This window comes from Pseudomonas sp. B14(2017) (assembly GCF_002113255.1).
Taxonomy (GTDB): domain Bacteria; phylum Pseudomonadota; class Gammaproteobacteria; order Pseudomonadales; family Pseudomonadaceae; genus Aquipseudomonas; species Aquipseudomonas putida_Z.
In genome coordinates, this window is record NZ_NEJY01000025.1 from 108072 (window position 1) to 124186 (window position 16115).

General features: G+C 56.0%; 17 protein-coding genes. 12 read left to right on the top strand and 5 right to left on the bottom strand.

Translation table 11 applies throughout. The features are described 5' to 3' along the window. Positions 1-260: 260 nt before the first annotated feature. Together CAG34_RS24105 and dnaX are read right to left on the bottom strand one after the other, a co-directional pair. Positions 261-596: a YbaB/EbfC family nucleoid-associated protein gene (locus CAG34_RS24105; protein WP_003259671.1), complete on the bottom strand. Its 336-nt coding sequence runs from the start codon at positions 594-596 to the stop codon at positions 261-263. Between the two features lie 64 nt (positions 597-660). Next, positions 661-2733, bottom strand: a complete 2073-nt coding sequence (gene dnaX / locus CAG34_RS24110) for a DNA polymerase III subunit gamma/tau (protein ID WP_085592837.1) — start codon at positions 2731-2733, stop codon at positions 661-663. A gap of 123 nt (positions 2734-2856) precedes the next feature. Between dnaX and CAG34_RS24115 the strand changes: the two genes are divergently transcribed. Continuing rightward, positions 2857-3624 (top strand): ABC transporter substrate-binding protein, encoded by a 768-nt coding sequence (locus CAG34_RS24115; RefSeq protein WP_085592839.1) that lies wholly within the window; start codon positions 2857-2859, stop codon positions 3622-3624. Between the two features lie 195 nt (positions 3625-3819). Here the strand turns inward: CAG34_RS24115 and CAG34_RS24120 are convergent, their stop codons facing one another. Continuing rightward, positions 3820-4320: a DUF2938 domain-containing protein gene (locus CAG34_RS24120; RefSeq protein ID WP_085592841.1), complete on the bottom strand. Its 501-nt coding sequence runs from the start codon at positions 4318-4320 to the stop codon at positions 3820-3822. Positions 4321-4402: 82 nt separating this feature from the next. Here CAG34_RS24120 and CAG34_RS24125 point away from each other — a divergent pair, with 82 nt between their 5' ends. From CAG34_RS24125 to CAG34_RS24135, 3 genes are all read left to right on the top strand, one after another. Next, the gene (locus CAG34_RS24125; protein WP_085592843.1) at positions 4403-4825 is read left to right on the top strand and encodes a helix-turn-helix domain-containing protein; all 423 of its coding nucleotides are present in this window, start codon (positions 4403-4405) and stop codon (positions 4823-4825) included. A gap of 137 nt (positions 4826-4962) precedes the next feature. After that, complete coding sequence (locus tag CAG34_RS24130) at positions 4963-5388, top strand: hypothetical protein (RefSeq protein ID WP_085592845.1); 426 nt, start codon at positions 4963-4965, stop codon at positions 5386-5388. Between the two features lie 144 nt (positions 5389-5532). Then, positions 5533-6090 carry a hypothetical protein gene (locus CAG34_RS24135; RefSeq protein ID WP_256573577.1) on the top strand — a complete coding sequence of 186 codons (558 nt, stop codon included), beginning with the start codon at positions 5533-5535 and terminating at the stop codon, positions 6088-6090. Positions 6091-6189: 99 nt separating this feature from the next. Here the strand turns inward: CAG34_RS24135 and CAG34_RS24140 are convergent, their stop codons facing one another. Continuing rightward, entirely contained in the window at positions 6190-6960 is a 771-nt protein-coding gene (locus CAG34_RS24140; protein WP_085592865.1) for a pirin family protein, read from the bottom strand. 235 nt (positions 6961-7195) lie between these two features. Between CAG34_RS24140 and CAG34_RS24145 the strand changes: the two genes are divergently transcribed. The 7 genes from CAG34_RS24145 (at position 7196) to CAG34_RS24175 (ending at position 14603) form a co-directional block, all read left to right on the top strand. After that, positions 7196-7522 carry a hypothetical protein gene (locus CAG34_RS24145; protein WP_085592847.1) on the top strand — a complete coding sequence of 109 codons (327 nt, stop codon included), beginning with the start codon at positions 7196-7198 and terminating at the stop codon, positions 7520-7522. 307 nt (positions 7523-7829) lie between these two features. Continuing rightward, on the top strand, positions 7830-9197 hold the full coding sequence (locus CAG34_RS24150) for a site-specific integrase (protein WP_085592849.1): 1368 nt from the start codon (positions 7830-7832) through the stop codon (positions 9195-9197). Between the two features lie 487 nt (positions 9198-9684). Beyond that, positions 9685-10422 carry a phage antirepressor KilAC domain-containing protein gene (locus CAG34_RS24155; RefSeq protein WP_085592851.1) on the top strand — a complete coding sequence of 246 codons (738 nt, stop codon included), beginning with the start codon at positions 9685-9687 and terminating at the stop codon, positions 10420-10422. 383 nt (positions 10423-10805) lie between these two features. Continuing rightward, positions 10806-12134 carry a primase-helicase family protein gene (locus CAG34_RS28655; RefSeq protein ID WP_143516534.1) on the top strand — a complete coding sequence of 443 codons (1329 nt, stop codon included), beginning with the start codon at positions 10806-10808 and terminating at the stop codon, positions 12132-12134. Positions 12135-12635: 501 nt separating this feature from the next. Continuing rightward, positions 12636-13070: a hypothetical protein gene (locus CAG34_RS24165; RefSeq protein WP_085592855.1), complete on the top strand. Its 435-nt coding sequence runs from the start codon at positions 12636-12638 to the stop codon at positions 13068-13070. 740 nt (positions 13071-13810) lie between these two features. Continuing rightward, positions 13811-14356, top strand: coding sequence for a recombinase family protein (locus tag CAG34_RS24170; protein ID WP_085592867.1), 546 nt, complete (start codon positions 13811-13813; stop codon positions 14354-14356). Between the two features lie 40 nt (positions 14357-14396). Next, positions 14397-14603, top strand: a complete 207-nt coding sequence (locus tag CAG34_RS24175; RefSeq protein ID WP_085592857.1) for a hypothetical protein — start codon at positions 14397-14399, stop codon at positions 14601-14603. A 420-nt stretch (positions 14604-15023) separates the two neighbouring features. On the opposite strand, the gene CAG34_RS24180 is transcribed toward CAG34_RS24175, so the two are convergent. Continuing rightward, positions 15024-15326: a hypothetical protein gene (locus CAG34_RS24180; RefSeq protein ID WP_143516535.1), complete on the bottom strand. Its 303-nt coding sequence runs from the start codon at positions 15324-15326 to the stop codon at positions 15024-15026. Between the two features lie 154 nt (positions 15327-15480). Here CAG34_RS24180 and CAG34_RS24185 point away from each other — a divergent pair, with 154 nt between their 5' ends. Further along, a complete protein-coding gene (locus CAG34_RS24185; RefSeq protein ID WP_085592861.1) occupies positions 15481-16041 on the top strand; it encodes a hypothetical protein in 561 nt (186 codons plus the stop codon). Positions 16042-16115 lie beyond the last annotated feature (74 nt).

A 16115-nucleotide genomic window follows, 5' to 3' on the forward strand; every position in this document is an offset into this window, starting at 1 on the left:
GTTTATACCCAGCGGGGGCAGTGGCGTCAAATCAGCCATGCGCACATCGCAAGACTTGCGCGGCCCCTGTAGGAGCGGCCTTGTGTCGCGATGGGGCGCGAAGCGGCCCCAGGTTATCAGCTTCACAGCATGGATTGCCGGGGCTGCTGCGCAGCCCTTTCGCGACACAAGGCCGCTCCTACAAAGACCGCGCAGGCTGCAGGAACGCACAAAAAAACCGCCGCTGTCATCAGCGGCGGTTTTCGGTAACGCAAATGCCCTTAGAACGGCATCTTGAAGCCCGGCGGCAGCTGCATGCCGGCGGTCATGCTGCCCATCTTGTCCTGGCTGTTCTGCTCGACCTTGCGCACGGCGTCGTTCAGCGCGGCGGCGATCAGGTCTTCCAGCACTTCCTTGTCGTCTTCATCAGTCGACATCAGGCTCTGGTCGATGCTGACACGCTTGACGTCGTGACGACCGGTCATCACCACGCTCACCAGGCCACCACCGGACTGGCCGGTGACTTCGGCGTTGGCCAGCTCTTCCTGCATCTTCTGCATCTTTTCCTGCATCTGCTGGGCCTGCTTCATCAGGCCGGCCATGCCACCTTTCATCATGGGGGTATACCTCGATTGGGTCATGTGATGCGGCCCGGCACCGGGCCGGCCGCATGGTTATCCGTTACTGGCCCTGATTAACCAGGGCTTCTACAGGCTCAATAGTATCCTGCCGCACCTTGGCGCCGAACAACTTGATCATCTGCTGGATCAACGGATCCTGCTCGATCGAGGTGACTGCGTCCTGCTGGCGCTCGGCGCGTTTGCGTGCCGCTGCCTGGGCCGGGGTTTCCTGCTCGGGCAGGATCAGCTCGATGCGCAGGTTCAGCGTGCGCCCCAGGTGCTGGTTGAGCGCTTCGTTGAGGCGCCGCTGCTGGGTGGCGTTGAACAGCGCACCCTGGCCAGGGTCCAGGTGCAGCAGCCAGTCGTCGCCATCGGCGGCAATCAACGTACAGTTTGCCGCGATGTTGCCTGTCATCCCGGATACAGGCAACTGCGGGAATAATTCCAGCCATTGCAGGGCCAGGCCGGTGGCCGGCTTGGCTGCGGGCAGCGGTTCGGCTGCCGGCTTGGGTGCTTCTTCCTGGACGTGTTCGGCCAGTTCGTCCAGGTAGCTGAAGCCGACCGGGTCGCTTTCGCCGCCGTAATAGTCTTCGTCCAGGGGCGGTTCATCGTCGCGGTCCATGCCTACTGCGGCAAAGGCGGACGGGTCGAAAGGCGGCTCGTCGTCGTGTGCCGGGGCGGCAGATACCGGCGTGGGTGCAGGGGGCGGAGCAGGAGCCGGCGCAGGCTCGGCCACTACCGGTGCAGGCGCTGGCGCGGGCTCTTCCCATGGCAGATCAACCACCTCTGCCACGGGTTCTGGTGCTGGCTCAGGTTCGCTGACCGGGGCAGGCTCAGCCGCCACCACAGGCTCGACAACCGGCTGTGGCGCTGGCTCGACCGGTGCGGGCGCCTGCACTTGTTGCGCGGCAACCGGTGCAACAGGCGCCACGACAGCAGCGGCCGGCGGCGCCACGGCAACCGCCGGCGCTGCCACCGGTGTTGCAGGATCAGCTGTGGCCTGGCTGATCCCCACTGGCTTTAGTACCGGCTTCGGCGCGTCGTCGGTGTCGGCCGGGCGGAACGCCAGCATGCGCAGCAGGACCATTTCGAAACCACCGCGCGGGTCGGGCGCCAAGGGCAGGTCACGGCGGCCGATCAGGCCCATCTGGTAATAGAACTGCACGTCCTCGGCTGGCAATGCCGAGGCCAGCGCCAGCACACGCTCACGGTCACCCTGGCCGTTGTCCACCGCTTCCGGCAGCGCCTGGGCAATGGCCACGCGGTGCAGCACATTGAGCATCTCGGCCAGCACACCGGCCCAGTCCGGCCCCTGCTCGGCCAGGTTGCGCACGGCCTCGAGCAAGGCCCGGGCATCGCCTTCGAGCAGCGCCTGCAGCACCCCGTAGACCTGACCATGATCGAGGCTGCCGAGCATGGCCCGCACGTCGGCGGCCAGTACCTTGCCTTCGCCAAAGGCGATGGCCTGGTCGGTCAGGCTCATGGCGTCGCGCATCGAACCATCGGCCGCGCGCCCCAGCAGCCACAGGGCATCCGGCTCGAACGGCACGTTCTCGGCAGCCAGGACATGGCTGAGGTGCTCGACCACGCGCTCCGGGCTCATGTTCTTCAGCGAGAACTGCAGGCAGCGCGACAGGATGGTGGCCGGCAGTTTCTGCGGGTCGGTGGTGGCGAGGATGAACTTGACGTAGGGTGGCGGCTCTTCCAGCGTCTTGAGCAAGGCGTTGAACGAATGGGTCGAGAGCATGTGCACTTCGTCGATCAGGTAGACCTTGAAGCGCCCACGGCTCGGGGCGTACTGCACGTTATCGAGCAGTTCGCGGGTGTCCTCGACCTTGGTGCGGCTGGCGGCGTCGATCTCGATCAGGTCGACGAAACGGCCTTCGTCGATCTCCCGGCACACCGAGCAGGTGCCGCAGGGCGTGGAGGTGATGCCGGTTTCGCAGTTCAGACACTTGGCGATGATACGGGCAATGGTGGTCTTGCCCACACCCCGGGTACCGGTGAACAGGTAGGCATGGTGCAGGCGCTGGTTGTCCAAGGCATTGATCAAGGCCTTGAGCACATGGGTCTGGCCGACCATTTCGCGGAACGAGCGCGGACGCCATTTACGTGCAAGAACCTGATAACTCATCGAAAAACCATCGTAGCCTGATCGAGCGGAAGATCGCTAATGCTAGCGGAGCGGGGGCAAAATTGCACCCTGCGCAAGTCGTCTAAGCTTTGAAACTGGCGCGCCATCCAGGGAGGATTGCCTTTGCGAAGACTGCTGGCCCTGTTGCTGCTGTGGAGCACCTACAGCCAGGCTGAACAGCCCGTGTTGCGTTTTTCTGTCGCCGAGAGCTGGAGCATGCCGCTGGTGCGCATCGAAAACGACCAGCCGGTGGAAGGTTTGCTGTACGACCTGATGCAGGCCTTGGCCAAAGAGGTGGGCGTACGCCCCGAATACCACGTCATGGCCCGCCTGCGCCTGCAGGAGGCGATGAACAGCGGTGATATAGATGTGCGCTGCTATGTCAGCACCCAGTGGTTCAATGACCGGCCGGGGGATTTTGTCTGGAGCATCCCGCTGCTGCACCAGCGAGACCTGCTGGTAGGCCGCGCTGGCGACAGTACTCCGCTGCCCCCGGAGCAACTGCCTGCCCAGGCCATCGGCACAGTGCTTGGCTACACCTATTCGACCTTGCAACCGCTGCTGGACCAAGGCCGCCTGCACCGCGAGGACAGCCGCAGCCAGTTGCTGGTGCTGCAGAAGCTGCAAGCCGGGCGCTATCGGCATGCGGTAAGCAACCAGCTGTCGTTGCAGTGGTTCAACCAGGGTCTACCCGCCGAGCAGCAATTGCAGGCGCTGGCAGTGCTGGAGGACCAGGACCTGGGGTGCATGGTACGCAATGACCCGGCGATACCGACCCAAGGGCTGCTGCGGGCGCTGGTGCGGATGAAGCAGTCGGGGGAGATCGAGCGGATTGTGCAGCGGTATGGGGGGATGGGCGATCCAACCCCTATGTCTGTGGCTCGCCCCTGAACCCTGGAGTATCGGCAGCAATCTCTGACTCAAAATCTCAAAGTCGACGCGGTCGCTGTGGGAGCGGGCGAGCCCGCGAACACCGGCAAAGCCGGTGCCATCCATCGAGTTGCCTTCTTCGCGGGCATGCCCGCTCCCACAGGATTGTGCGGTGCAGACACAGTTTCTATTGCAGGCTCAAGCCTGGTGGTGCTATCAGCAGGCTGATTGCGCGCTCGCCAGCAAACCCGCACTCAAGAACATCCCCACGCCAAACACAAAATGCGTGGCCAGGCTCTTCAGGCAGTTGCGCGCAGGCGTCGGCGTCCTCGACGCAAAGAACCCCGCGCCCATCGCCGGCTGCATGAAGCACAAAGGCGCCACGACCGTCACCACACCAACAACCAGCGCAGGCAACAATGTAGGTGCCAGCAACCAGCCCTCCCCCACGATCACGACCAGCAGCATCGCGAACAGCACGCCGATGGCGTAATGAATCCCCCACCCCAACGCCAGCTCATGCCGCACCGGTTCCGCCTTGGCAATCGCCTGGTGCCGCACACGCCCGTGCAGCAAATGCCCCGCCCAACGCCCGACCATGGCGAAGTTCAGCGTGGCGACACCCATCCGCCTCAGCAGCAGCCCCCACAAGTCCATCACCATCGTGGCACCGATACCAATCGGCAAGGCGGCGGAAAACATCGCAGTAAACGTCATTGAACAAGCCCTCGAAGATTGACGGTCATCACCATGCCGCGCAGCATAGAAGTTGAAGTCAACTTCAAGTCAAGGGCCCAAAATGGACATTGCCGACGTCGCCAAACGCACAGGCGTACCCGCCTCGACGCTGCGTTACTACGAGAAGAAAGGCCTGCTCAAGTCACTCGCCGGGCCTGGCCAGCGACGGCAGTTCGCAACCGATGTTGCAGACCGGCTGGCGTTGATCGCCCTGGGCCAGGCTGCGGGGTTTTCGCTGGATGAAGTGGGGACGATGCTGGTGGACCTGCAGGTCGACCGCCAGATGCTGATCGCCAAGGCCGACGAACTGGATGCACGGATCAGGCGCTTGCAGGCGATGAGCAAGGGCTTGCGGCATGCGGCGCAGTGCCCTGAGGAAGATCACTTGGAATGCCCGAAATTCCAGCGGCTGATGAAGCTGTCGGCGGCGGGGCATGGAAAAAAACAGGGCAGTTCAACAGCTACCTTTAAGCGGCCAAGATAAAACCACCATCTGGATGCATCATCATCTGAATAGAGTAATGGCAATGCGATATCAATACGCCACTACTCAGTGTAGAGTTACGCGCCTCCGCGCCCTGCCGTGCGCCGAGAACAGTACTCACACTCAGGAAATGTTGCATGTCCACAATTCGAAATCTGACCGCTGCCGCACTGATAGCGCTGACCACTGGTTGTGCTACCGGCCTCAATTCGGCCCAAGAGTCGGAACTTGCCAGCTATCGCGCCAGAAACCTCGCGGTTGAAGAAAAAAGCCCAGGGCTTGCTGCCGGCCTTGGCCTGCTTCCAGGTGGCGGTTCGTTCTACGGTCGCGCATATGGCTTTGGTGTTGTGAACCTGCTGTTCTGGCCGCTTTCCATTCTGTGGGACCCGGTGAGTGGGCATGACGCTGCAGAGATGATCAACTACCAAGCCAGCAAAGCCCATGTTGCAACGCTGAAAAAGCACGACATGGACGAACTCGATGCCAAGCTGGAATCTGACTCGATCGACCTCAAACGCTACACGCTCGACAAACGCAGAATCGATGAGAAGTACAACCTGTAAAGGCATCTGCCGCACAGCGCAACGCTCGGCCTGAGGCCTGTACGTTCCCAACGATGCCGCGGCGCAGCCTTTCAATAGTTGAAGCCATACACGATGTATGGCTTTCGTCTTGCTTTACCGGCATATCACTCAAGGATTATTCAAGTGACCTACTTCCGTGTGTTTCTGGTCTCGGTATTTATTGCCCTTTGCACTGGGTGCGCTTCGCCTGCGCAAATCTCCGGAATGTCCGTGGCATCCGACCAGACCGATGCGCAGTTTTATGATCAACGCCTGCATCGCAATATTCAGGTAACCGAAGTAAATGGCGGAGACGCCACCAACCCGCTCTGGACTTCGGAAATCGACGGCCCCGACTTCGGTGCTGCACTCAAACAATCACTTGCCAGTGCTGACCTGCTTGGCGAAGCACCTGCTGCCTACACCCTGCGCGCCAACCTGCTGCGGGTCGACCAACCCATTTTTGGCCTGGATTTCGAAGTTACCTGCGAGGCTGAATATACGTTGACCGAGTCTGCTTCAAACACCGTTATTTTCCGAGAGATCATTCGGACGCCCTTTACCGCTGGCGTTGGCGACTCCGTTATCGCGATCAAGCGTCTGCGCCTGGCCAATGAAGGTTCGGCACGCACGAATATCAGCACGCTGCTGAAGCGCCTCAAGGCGCTCAAACTTGAGGCCGGACAGGTTTCTCTAAAGTAATGGATACCTGCTGATACCGGGCTTTCGATGCGGGTAGGACAACAGCGCCTACTCCGCTGCATCGGCGCGGTCGCGGCAGAAATGGAAGTCAGAAGGCACCTACCGGCGCCGGGCACATGCCTGCGTCTTGCAGCCCCCGAAGGATTGCTTCCTGGAAGGTGCCGAGCCTGTTGCCCGGAGATCGAACACCAGCACCTGCGCATCAGTAGCGTGGCTGAACGTGACCGCCTGGGTTTCCGTCAGCTTCAGTCCGTCGCCCTCCACAACAGTTTCTCCGTTCACCCGGAGCCTGCCAGCGACAACGTGGACATAGGCGTGTCGTCGCCCTGCGAGGGCCAGAGTATGCGACTCACCTTGTGAGAAGTTGCCCGCATAGATTTTCGTATCCTGGAGGATTTTCAGCGATCCGGCTTGCCCCGTTTTCGAGGCGATCAGCTGGAGCTTTCCATGCCGTTCTCCGGCCGGAAAGTGCTTCTGTTGGTATGAAGGCTTGGTGCGAGACGAATGAGGGGTCAGCCAGATTTGTAGCAGATGCACAGGCTGGGTAGCGGAAGCATTGAATTCGCTGTGCTCGATACCCGAGCCGGCACTGATGAGCTGAAAGTCGCCTGCGTGAATCCTGGTGCTGTTTGCCAGGGTGTCTCGATGGGCCAATGTTCCCTTGAGGACATAGGTCAGGATCTCCACATCACGATGGCCATGTTGACCGAAGCCTTTACCCTGTGAAATCCAGTCTTCGTTGATGACGCGCAGGTCCGAGAAACCACTCTCTTGCGGGTTTCTATAGCTTCCAAACGAGAAGGAATGCCGGGATTTCAGCCACGGCAAACGGGTGGCGCCCCGATCACCTGCCTTGCGGATCTCTTTCATGCTCACACCGAAATGCATTGCTTCAAAGAGGACGCAGCTTAGAGGAGAGTTTGATCGAAGAAAAATATCAGAAACTGGTCTGAATCATCGATTTGATAGATTGAATAGACATTCGGTCACCCTGAGACGCTCGTTACTCATCAAAATCAATGATAGGTAACATCGACATTTGCCTGTTTTCTATCAGCCAAATGAAATGGAGAATGGCGCCTGAACTCAAATCCGGAACTGTCTGATGCGCTTTATGCCTCTTGCTGCTGCCTCCTTCACTATCACGCTGCTGGCGGGGTGCGCATCCGCGCCTAATCAGCCGACAAAGGAGTTGCTGACCGCGAAATCTCCAGAAGCTTTTTCCGCCTGCGTCATGCAGAAGTTGCAAGAGAATCAGCAATCGCCAAACGTCACCCATACGAGCCGAAGCTATCGCGTGATCCTGAGCAGCCCTGCTGCGGCGGACAATGTGATCGAGACGTTCAAAGGGGACACGGGCGGGAAAGTCTACGTTTATCAGCGAGGGCTCTTTTCTGAAAACCTCGTTCGTGTAGCTTCCCAATGCGCTTGAGGAGAAGTCGAGTAGGGTAATGCGAGAAATCCTTGAGAATTCAAGGACCTGAAATGGAGGCGGCCCCACCAGCCACACCCCGGCACTCGATGTTCCCGCTATGGCTGCTCCCTTCCGGGCCTGACCAGGTGGCATGCAAGCATGCTCGGGAATCAATGCGGGCCTTATGGGGTAAAGGTTTCAGGCTAATCAGGTAGTTTGCTATCCAGCCATGCGAACATCCAGCATGAGCGCTCAAGACTCGGGGTGTGACCAGAATTGTTCCACTCAATTGGTCCACTTTACTGGTCCACTCTGGTGTTCATTCATGGCCTACATCGTCCGCCGCCAGTCCGTCTATTACCTCAACCTTCGACTGCCAAAGCACCTATTTCCCAACCGGCACACACTTCGCGTATCCCTGCGAGTTCGTGAACGACAGGCAGCTCTATTTCTCGCAACCTCACTTGCGCAGAAGGTGCGTAGCCACCTAAGCGAGCACCCGTTAACAGCTCCTGAGACGCTGCGTGCGCTATGTGAGCAGTGGTATGAAGCGATACCTCAACCTTCCGCCCCGATTGCTCTACGGGCGATTTCAGCAGCGATACAGAAGCCGATTGCCGAAGGCCCCACACTGGCTACCCTCTCCAAGCTGTATATAGAAGAAGGGAAGCGTGGTGGCACATGGCGGCAAGGCAGTGCCGATGACGTCGAGCGTGCCCTAGCTGACTTGTTCGAGCTGATAGGGGACATGCCTGCCCTAGCCTTCGATGCTCAGCAAGCACGCCGGCTTAAAGAACGGCTCAGCCGCTGCCCCCAATACTTCGGCTTACGCCCCGAGTTCAAGGGTAAAACACTGAAGCAAGTGGTCGAGTCAGGCAGCACGTACAAGACCATCAATGCCGTCACCGTGAACAACCGGCTGCGCAAGCTGACCGCCTTCATGAACTGGTGCAAGGCCAACAGCTACGTAGAAGAGAACCCGCTAGCCGGCATGAAGGTCATGACGGGATCAGCGAAGGAAGCACGCCTGTCATTTGACCGCCGCGATCTGGCAGCCCTGCTGGATCATGAGGCGCTGCGAAAGGAAGCACGCAAGCACCCGTGGCGCTACTGGCTGCCACTAATGGGAAGGACGACCGGGGCACGGCTGGAAGAGCTGTGCCAGTTGCGGGTTGATGACTTCACTGAGCAACAGGGGATTCAGTGCATCCGCATTGATGACAGCCGTGAAGACCAGAACCTGAAGAACGCCAATAGTCGTCGCATCCTACCTATACACCCTGTCCTGTTGGACCTAGGCCTGCTTCAGCATGTTGAATCAGTTAGAGCCAGTGGCTCTGATCGGGTGTTCCCGGAGCTGGCTGCAGTGCGAGGGAAGCTGGGCCATGCCCCATCGAAGTGGTTCGGTCGGTACAAAACGAAGCTGGGCATCACCGATGCAAGGAAGACATTCCACAGTTTCCGCCATACTCTCATCGACGACCTGCGGGATGCTGGGGTGCAGGACTCGCTGATCAAGCGTATTGCTGGCCATGAGGATGGGGCTGTCACATTCAGCATCTACGGCAGCCGAAGCCCCATACGGGCCATGGCAGACGCTTTGAAGCACATCCATCTTGCCCTCCCCAAACAACTCTTTAGCGCGACACCCCTTCACTCGATCCCATATGCAACCACCAACCAACCTCGATAAGTTAACAAATCCGCTATAACAGGGTATTTGGCGTAAACTTCGAGATCGAACATGGCAAACTTAAATTAACAACACAGGGGTAAGTCAATAAATACGGGACTTACCCCTTCAACCGCTCAAAAGTCAATCGAAATAAGTATTGCATTAGAAATCAACTTCGGTAGGATGGCGCCACACAGAGCGACGACGGCCAACAGCAAGAAGACTACAAGCCGCTCTATTAGACGCGACATAACAAGCGAACACCTTTATATGTCGACCTCGAAAGCCAACTATTGTTAAAGATAAAAACACAGGAGCAAAGATGACTAGATAATAACAAAGCGACCGCCACACACACTTTATATATCACCCCAAAGGAAGTTACCATGAATTAGCCAACCACCTAAATGTCACACAGCAAGAAACACCAAACATATCTCCCGCTTAAATATGCTCACATACAGAGCACGGGACAGCTTTGCCTAAAAAACGGTAACACCAAAACATGAACATGAAATACAAGATGCAACAAAGCAATACCTTCACTAACCGCCAACATCGTCGGATTGCCTCAAAGCACCCGAGCGGTAGCTCTAAGACACAGGTGGCAGTGGTCAGCTGGGAGATCAGCCCAGTGGTCGGACCTATTGTTTACAGTACAGATATCGCATTGCTTACCGGTAAGACTCACTCTCAAGTCATGTCGGAAATAGGCGTTCTGCTGAAGCAACTTGAATTGTGCCCGAGTGACTTTTGGACAGAATCAATCGATTCCACAGGATTGTTGGTACCTAGCTTCAAACTACGCTGCGATGACCCAACGGCACTATACTCCGAACCAAAAATCATCCAAGCCATAGTCAAGCAATATGCATTTATTCAACAAGAGCGGGCCTGCGAACTACAAGAGCGACTCGGCGAGCATGCTGAGAAGATTGAGTTTTACGACCTCATGAACGGATCGAATGACACCTTCAACCTGGGAGTTGCTGCCAAGAGCTTGGGCACAGGTAAAACCCGGCTTAGCCGCTATCTTCGCGAGCACGGCATTCTGACAGCAGGTGGCTATAAGAAGAATCTTCCATACCAGCAGCACTTGGACAGCGGACGATTCAAGGTACAGTGGGGAACTTACGAAAACATTGATGGAGTTAGCAAACTGAAACCCACCACCCTGATTACTGGAAAAGGCTTGATTTGGCTTACTAAGTTCATCGCGAAGCATGGCCGAACTGGACTATGACTACCTAGACGCTAAATGTTTCATGGGCAATCAACAGGCCGAAACCGCTAAAGCATCGTGTGCAGGCTGTAAACTGCCAGGCCGACCTCATGGTCCGAATTAGGCGAATGCATCTTACGAGTGGCTTCCTTTAACCAGCCACTCCCATCGCCGTGAGCATTACCTGATCAAGCCAAATTAGAACAGAAACGCTATGAAGGCGGGGCGGCTTCGTGCCGCCTTAGAAAGGGGAAACAGCAGTGCTAAACCGCTGAGATCCACAATATGGTTGTGCAAACCGAAACTTTAAGCCGCCTCTGGAATGCGCGTTACTACCTACATTGCAAGCTTATTAACTACGCACGCTCTAATTGCTGTAAACGACCTACAACCAAGGATAGAAAATGTCAAACACCCAAATAAGCAAAGAAATGCAAGCTCGACAATCACTGAAAGAAAGATTTGTCCGAATACCCTCTAAAACCTCTACCGCAAGCTACCGAGACCTAGTTACAGGAGTCATTCAATCCGACCCGTTCATTTTGTTGACCCACTACTGGAAACACGGTGGATCAGAGCTGAAGTTAGGTGACAACTTGCCGCTTAATGTTGTTCTGGGTGAAGGATTCCGGCCACTTGGGCCAAGGATTCTCGATGGCGATCTGTTGAACCTATGGCGAGCACCCAAGCTACAACCGTCCGGCCAGATAGTAACACAGGATCAGGTAGCCCCGTTTCTTGAATTCCTGGCACGCTGGTTTCCAGATGGCGAAGAGCGTAGTTACTTTACCTGCTGGATGGCCTGGACAGTAAGAAATCCACACCGCCGCCAAATCGTTACGCCTCTTCTGCGAAGCGATCATGGTACAGGAAAAGGCTTTTTCGTTGAGTGCTTAATGTCCGGCCTACTGGGTGAAAACAGTGTGGCCAACACCGGCTTAAAAAGCGTAGTCGGCGATTTTAACGAAGTCCTTGCAGGCAAGACTTTGGTCGTCATTGATGAGCTTTACAAGAATGGCGAAGCTACCGCGAATGCATTGAAGTCGATCCAGGGCAACAACACATTTACGCTAAACCGCAAGCACCAGCCAATTGTAATCATTGACAACTACATAAATTTCATCGTCACCAGTAACGATTTAGTTCCGCTGGATCTTGAAGCTGAAGATCGCCGCTTCTGGGTGCCGCAGTTTATCAAGCACCGGGTAGACATTGACGAGACAGGGCACTTCCTCAACGCTCAGCTACGCCCGTGGCTGGAAGCTGGTGGGTTCCAGCTTGTGCGGGATTACCTTGAGCAGATTGACCTGACCAGCTTCTACCCGACCAGCCCAGCACCGATGACCACCAGCAAGAAAGAGATGATCGGTTTCACCACACGCGAAGAGTTAGCCGAATTTGTAGCTGAGTTCATCCGTGACGTGCAGGTGCTTAAAGCAACCGACATCAAGGACGCCTATAAGTTAGCTAAGGGGAATGAAGTTTCCGCTTCCGCGATCAGCAATGAACTAATAAAGCTGGGCTGCAAGCAGAACGTACCAATCTTAGCCGATTGTGGATCACGCCAGCTGGGCAATCTTTTGGACTTTCTGAAACTTCTGCCCCTGCTGACCTGCGAAAAGTATATGTGGCGTGACAGCTATCGTGACGCCGGTGACGCTTCCGTGACGCTTATAAAAACAAAGTGTCACACCTGTAAGCCACTAGTAGTGCAGGGCCTAGAGCACTCGTGACGCAAGTGACGCCTCCACCGCGTCTTTTTATATTAATAGTATACAGCTATACATTGAGATTGACATCACAACCTAGCGCCTACACCACAGACCGATCGCCTCTGCCTGAAGCACGGATGACAACTCTATACAGCAGAGGGATAGAAGAGATAATAAAGCCCATCCCGCTCCTAATCTTACTGACAACCAAGCTATCATGACGTAACGGGACGTTAGCATTTATCTGCAAAGTTGAAATCAAGACCATCAGGGCTTCCCGCCCTGCTCCCTGCACATACAGCATGCCATGAGACAAGACAACAATTCTATTAAGCAGGGTAAGAAGGGGAACAACCCCTTCCCCGTTCTTGAGCCTTCTAACTCTACAGGCATCAGTGCAACATACCCGGCACACCTTGAGCTCCCACCAGTGGCGACAGAGCCAGTGGCTGATGCGGCGTAGGAATAGGCTGTACCGATGATGAACCCACGCTACTTGTCAATAACAACGATAACAACTCCATGAGAATGACGAAGAACAAGGCGCGGGTGCTCGAAGCACTCGCCCACATTAACCCCACCGAATACCTGTACCCACCGTACAACGCTGTACGCGTACAGGAAGTGCTCAGAGACGAGTTGGGCTACGGCGACTTTGATCTGGCCAACCTAACCCGCACTCTTAAATCCCTCTTATCACGAGGGCTGGTCAAGTGCTCTGTAGAGCGGGTGGATATGAGCGGTAGTAACGGCTGTATTCACCGATGCTTTGAACAGAAGCGTCTGAAGTACTGGCCCGCTGAGCTAGACCTTGATGCGATGCGAGTGCAGTACAAGATCACGCAAGAAGATCGGGACTTGCAGCTACATAACGTCTTCCAGCGATGGTACGGCCTACCCAAGCTAACGATGGACGAGTTTCGGTCGTATAAGGCAGAACGAGCAGTCGCCAATTAACTAATGGGAAACTAACGGCGTAACTAATCCAGCTGGCCACCTATCGGGGCCGTCTGGATGCCACTACACGGCTACAGCCCAGTGTTTCTGGGGACTTGCACTATACGGGGTCAAGCGAACAGCCACTTTCTTTCATATTCCACATGTTTTGTATGGGAATAGCACCAGCCACCCTCGGTAGCGGTAAGGATTCCTACCTTTGCCGCTTTTCCCAAGTGCTATCGGGGAAGCATAGGAAGCACCGACCATCCTCTATCTCTCTGTATCTGCCGAGATACCCGGTTCCTTGGCAACGTGCACAATCTGGCTCTGCGTGGGCTTTCAGATAGGCTTTCCAGGCGCTCCAGTTAGCAGGTGCTGGCTTTGATCTTTCCTCTCTGGACTCACGGTCCAGCAGTTCTTCGAGTCCGTCAGGATCTTGCAGGTCAATGTTCAAGGTTTCGCAGAGGTCTTCCCAGTCGCTCATCATCAGTCCTTTTTACTGGCTCAGCGCTTAGTGTTGGCAGTGCAGATACTACTTCCGAGTTGGGCGGTTATCCAGCGGTGCCACACCACTAACTGAACATAGCGGCGCAGGGGTTACTCAACCCGCGACGTGTATTCATTGGCGTAAACGCTAGCGGTCACAAGTTGATGAATACAGAAACCACATGAAACTTGTATTCATTAGGCTTGCCTTGGTCATTGAATACAGCCATAATCTCTGCATCTAGAGTCTAATGAATACAGAGGACAGGGACATGGCAAAGGTCGGGTACATTCGCGTTAGCTCGGTTGACCAGAACACTGAACGGCAGCTTGACGGCATCGCCCTGGATAAGGTCTTCACTGAGAAGGTGAGTGCGGCAACTATGGATCGTCCCCAGTTGCAGGCGATGCTGGAATATGTCCGGGAAGGGGATACCATTGTTGTTCACAGCATAGACCGACTAGCCCGCTCTCTTGTGGACCTGCTCAAGCTGGTAGAAGACTTGACCCAGCGGGGCGTATATATCTACTTCGACAAGGAAAAGCTTGAGTTCACTGGCGAAGACAGCCCGAGCCAGAATCTTATGCTTCAAATGATGGGGGCCGTAGCCCAGTTCGAGCGGGCTATGATTAAAGAACGTCAGCGGGAGGGTATCGCCAAGGCCAAGCAGAAAGGCGTATACAAGGGCCGCACGAAGACCGTGGATGACGAAGCAATACGTGCCGCTGTGTGTGGTGGGCTATCGTTCCGCAAGGCTGCTGAGAGCCTTGGTGTTAGCCTCAGTACCGTACAGCGTGCGATGAAAGCCAGCGCCTAACGAGCCCCATCCGGTGCTGCACCCACATTGAGGACGGTACATGGACGACCAGAACGCGGCAATAGCGGACGCCCTTGAGACACTGCATATAAACCAGACCGCCTTGAGGGCAGCCATCGAAGAAGTAAGTACATGGATCAGGCAGCGTGGGTCTGTGAATGCCCACGAAAACACGATGACCTGCCTTCAGGCTTTAGATGCCTACGCTGATGCCATCATTTCAGCGATAGAACGCCTTCGCACGTAGCCGCCCTCGGGCGGCTTTTTGCTGCCTTGGATATTCTAATTTCATGCTGGGCATGGCAGGGGCCAGCAGCCAGGGCATTAAGGAATGACCCACACTTGGCCGACTTTGGCCAGCCTGCCCGGCTGTTGGCAGTACTGAAAGTTAACCCGCAAGACGGTGGACAACTGGGTGATGTGGGCTACAGTATGTTCTGAGTCGAGAATCCCCGCCCGCTAAGCAGAGAATTCCCCTCGACTCTGGTGTTGGGGTGTTGGAAGCACCGCCCGCACCTTCAAGGCCCCGACATTGGCGGGGCTTTGTCGTATCTGGGCCACCCCACCTGATATTCCCGCCCCGGTTCATAGGGGATATTCAGCTGTGGGCGAAAGCTCGTCTAGAAAATTTGGTGGAACGTGCGGTTTGAAAGTCGCAACTGAGCCGTCAGAAATGCTCGCACCACCCAAGGTATACATCACTGTCGCTTAGGAATACGAACGGCTTGCGTTTACCGTCGGCGTACTCACTGATCGTGAGTGCGAACAAGCTCGATCCCGCCCCGGCCCCCTGATCAATTCGCATAGTCGTGACAACTTTGTAGCTGTTCTCGCTGGACCCGTAGTCGATAACCTGCGGCTTGGTAGCGTACGAGTTCTTCAGGGCACCAGCCATCAGGCCGGTTTTACGCTCGACTGTGAACTGTTTACCGATGTACATATGGCCAAGCGAGCTTTCAGATGCAGACATTGCCCGCTCTACGGTGCAGCGGTAGTCTGGGGATGCCCAAGCGTTGCCCACCCCAATCATCGCGATGACTACCGCTATCCCTGCTGACTTCATTGTGACGCTCTCTTATGTGGCTGGTGACGTACGCATCTTGCCCAAAAGCAAAGGATACCTGATGACCGTAAAACCGAAATGGACGCCGAAGATAGCCGACGCCTACGCCAACAAGTATGGCGAAGTGGCGCAAGATTTCCTTTCGTTGGTGGTGGATCCATCGCTAGCAGCCCTGGAGCATAAAAGGGCTGAAATCGCGGCACAACCAGACGAGGCCCTCGCCGCTTTTCATCTCTATGACCACCATGAGCTTATTCTAAAGACAAGGATGGCGCTGTGCTTGGGCATCCAATCGCTGTGGGAGCAGCAGATACGCAAATATCTTAGCAACTGCGTAGGTGATCCGAAGGACAAAGCCAAGTTGCTCGATGAGATTCAGCGTGCTAGCTGGGGCGACAAACTCAACCAGCATTTTACAAACGTACGCGGCTTGGTACTCCAGAATTTTCAGTCCTACGAGCGCCTCAACAAGCTGCATTTGCTGGGTAATGTGTGTCGGCATGGCGAGGGGGATTCTGCGGAAAGGTTGAGGATGGAATACCCCGATGTATGGCCACAGTCCATGGCTGAAAGTATACAGACCGGAGGTTCTCTACTGATCGTGTCCCGGGAAGTGGTGTAACTCATCATGGCTTTGGCCATTGAGCTTGCCGTTTAGTTGATCACGGCCGACAGCTTGGCCTGTGGATTATCGCT

Bases quoted from the DNA above. Each gene is read 5' to 3' on its own strand.
- CAG34_RS24175 (WP_085592857.1), top strand. From the start codon at position 14,397: ATGGACGACCAGAACGCGGCAATAGCGGACGCCCTTGAGACACTGCAT.
- CAG34_RS24130 (WP_085592845.1), top strand. From the start codon at position 4,963: ATGTCCACAATTCGAAATCTGACCGCTGCCGCACTGATAGCGCTGACC.
- CAG34_RS24125 (WP_085592843.1), top strand. From the start codon at position 4,403: ATGGACATTGCCGACGTCGCCAAACGCACAGGCGTACCCGCCTCGACG.
- CAG34_RS24170 (WP_085592867.1), top strand. From the start codon at position 13,811: ATGGCAAAGGTCGGGTACATTCGCGTTAGCTCGGTTGACCAGAACACT.
- CAG34_RS28655 (WP_143516534.1), top strand. From the start codon at position 10,806: ATGTCAAACACCCAAATAAGCAAAGAAATGCAAGCTCGACAATCACTG.
- CAG34_RS24145 (WP_085592847.1), top strand. From the start codon at position 7,196: ATGCGCTTTATGCCTCTTGCTGCTGCCTCCTTCACTATCACGCTGCTG.
- CAG34_RS24120 (WP_085592841.1), bottom strand. From the start codon at position 4,320: ATGACGTTTACTGCGATGTTTTCCGCCGCCTTGCCGATTGGTATCGGT.
- CAG34_RS24105 (WP_003259671.1), bottom strand. From the start codon at position 596: ATGATGAAAGGTGGCATGGCCGGCCTGATGAAGCAGGCCCAGCAGATG.
- CAG34_RS24140 (WP_085592865.1), bottom strand. From the start codon at position 6,960: ATGAAAGAGATCCGCAAGGCAGGTGATCGGGGCGCCACCCGTTTGCCG.
- dnaX (WP_085592837.1), bottom strand. From the start codon at position 2,733: ATGAGTTATCAGGTTCTTGCACGTAAATGGCGTCCGCGCTCGTTCCGC.
- CAG34_RS24185 (WP_085592861.1), top strand. From the start codon at position 15,481: ATGACCGTAAAACCGAAATGGACGCCGAAGATAGCCGACGCCTACGCC.
- CAG34_RS24155 (WP_085592851.1), top strand. From the start codon at position 9,685: ATGAACATGAAATACAAGATGCAACAAAGCAATACCTTCACTAACCGC.
- CAG34_RS24150 (WP_085592849.1), top strand. From the start codon at position 7,830: ATGGCCTACATCGTCCGCCGCCAGTCCGTCTATTACCTCAACCTTCGA.
- CAG34_RS24180 (WP_143516535.1), bottom strand. From the start codon at position 15,326: ATGTCTGCATCTGAAAGCTCGCTTGGCCATATGTACATCGGTAAACAG.
- CAG34_RS24165 (WP_085592855.1), top strand. From the start codon at position 12,636: ATGAGAATGACGAAGAACAAGGCGCGGGTGCTCGAAGCACTCGCCCAC.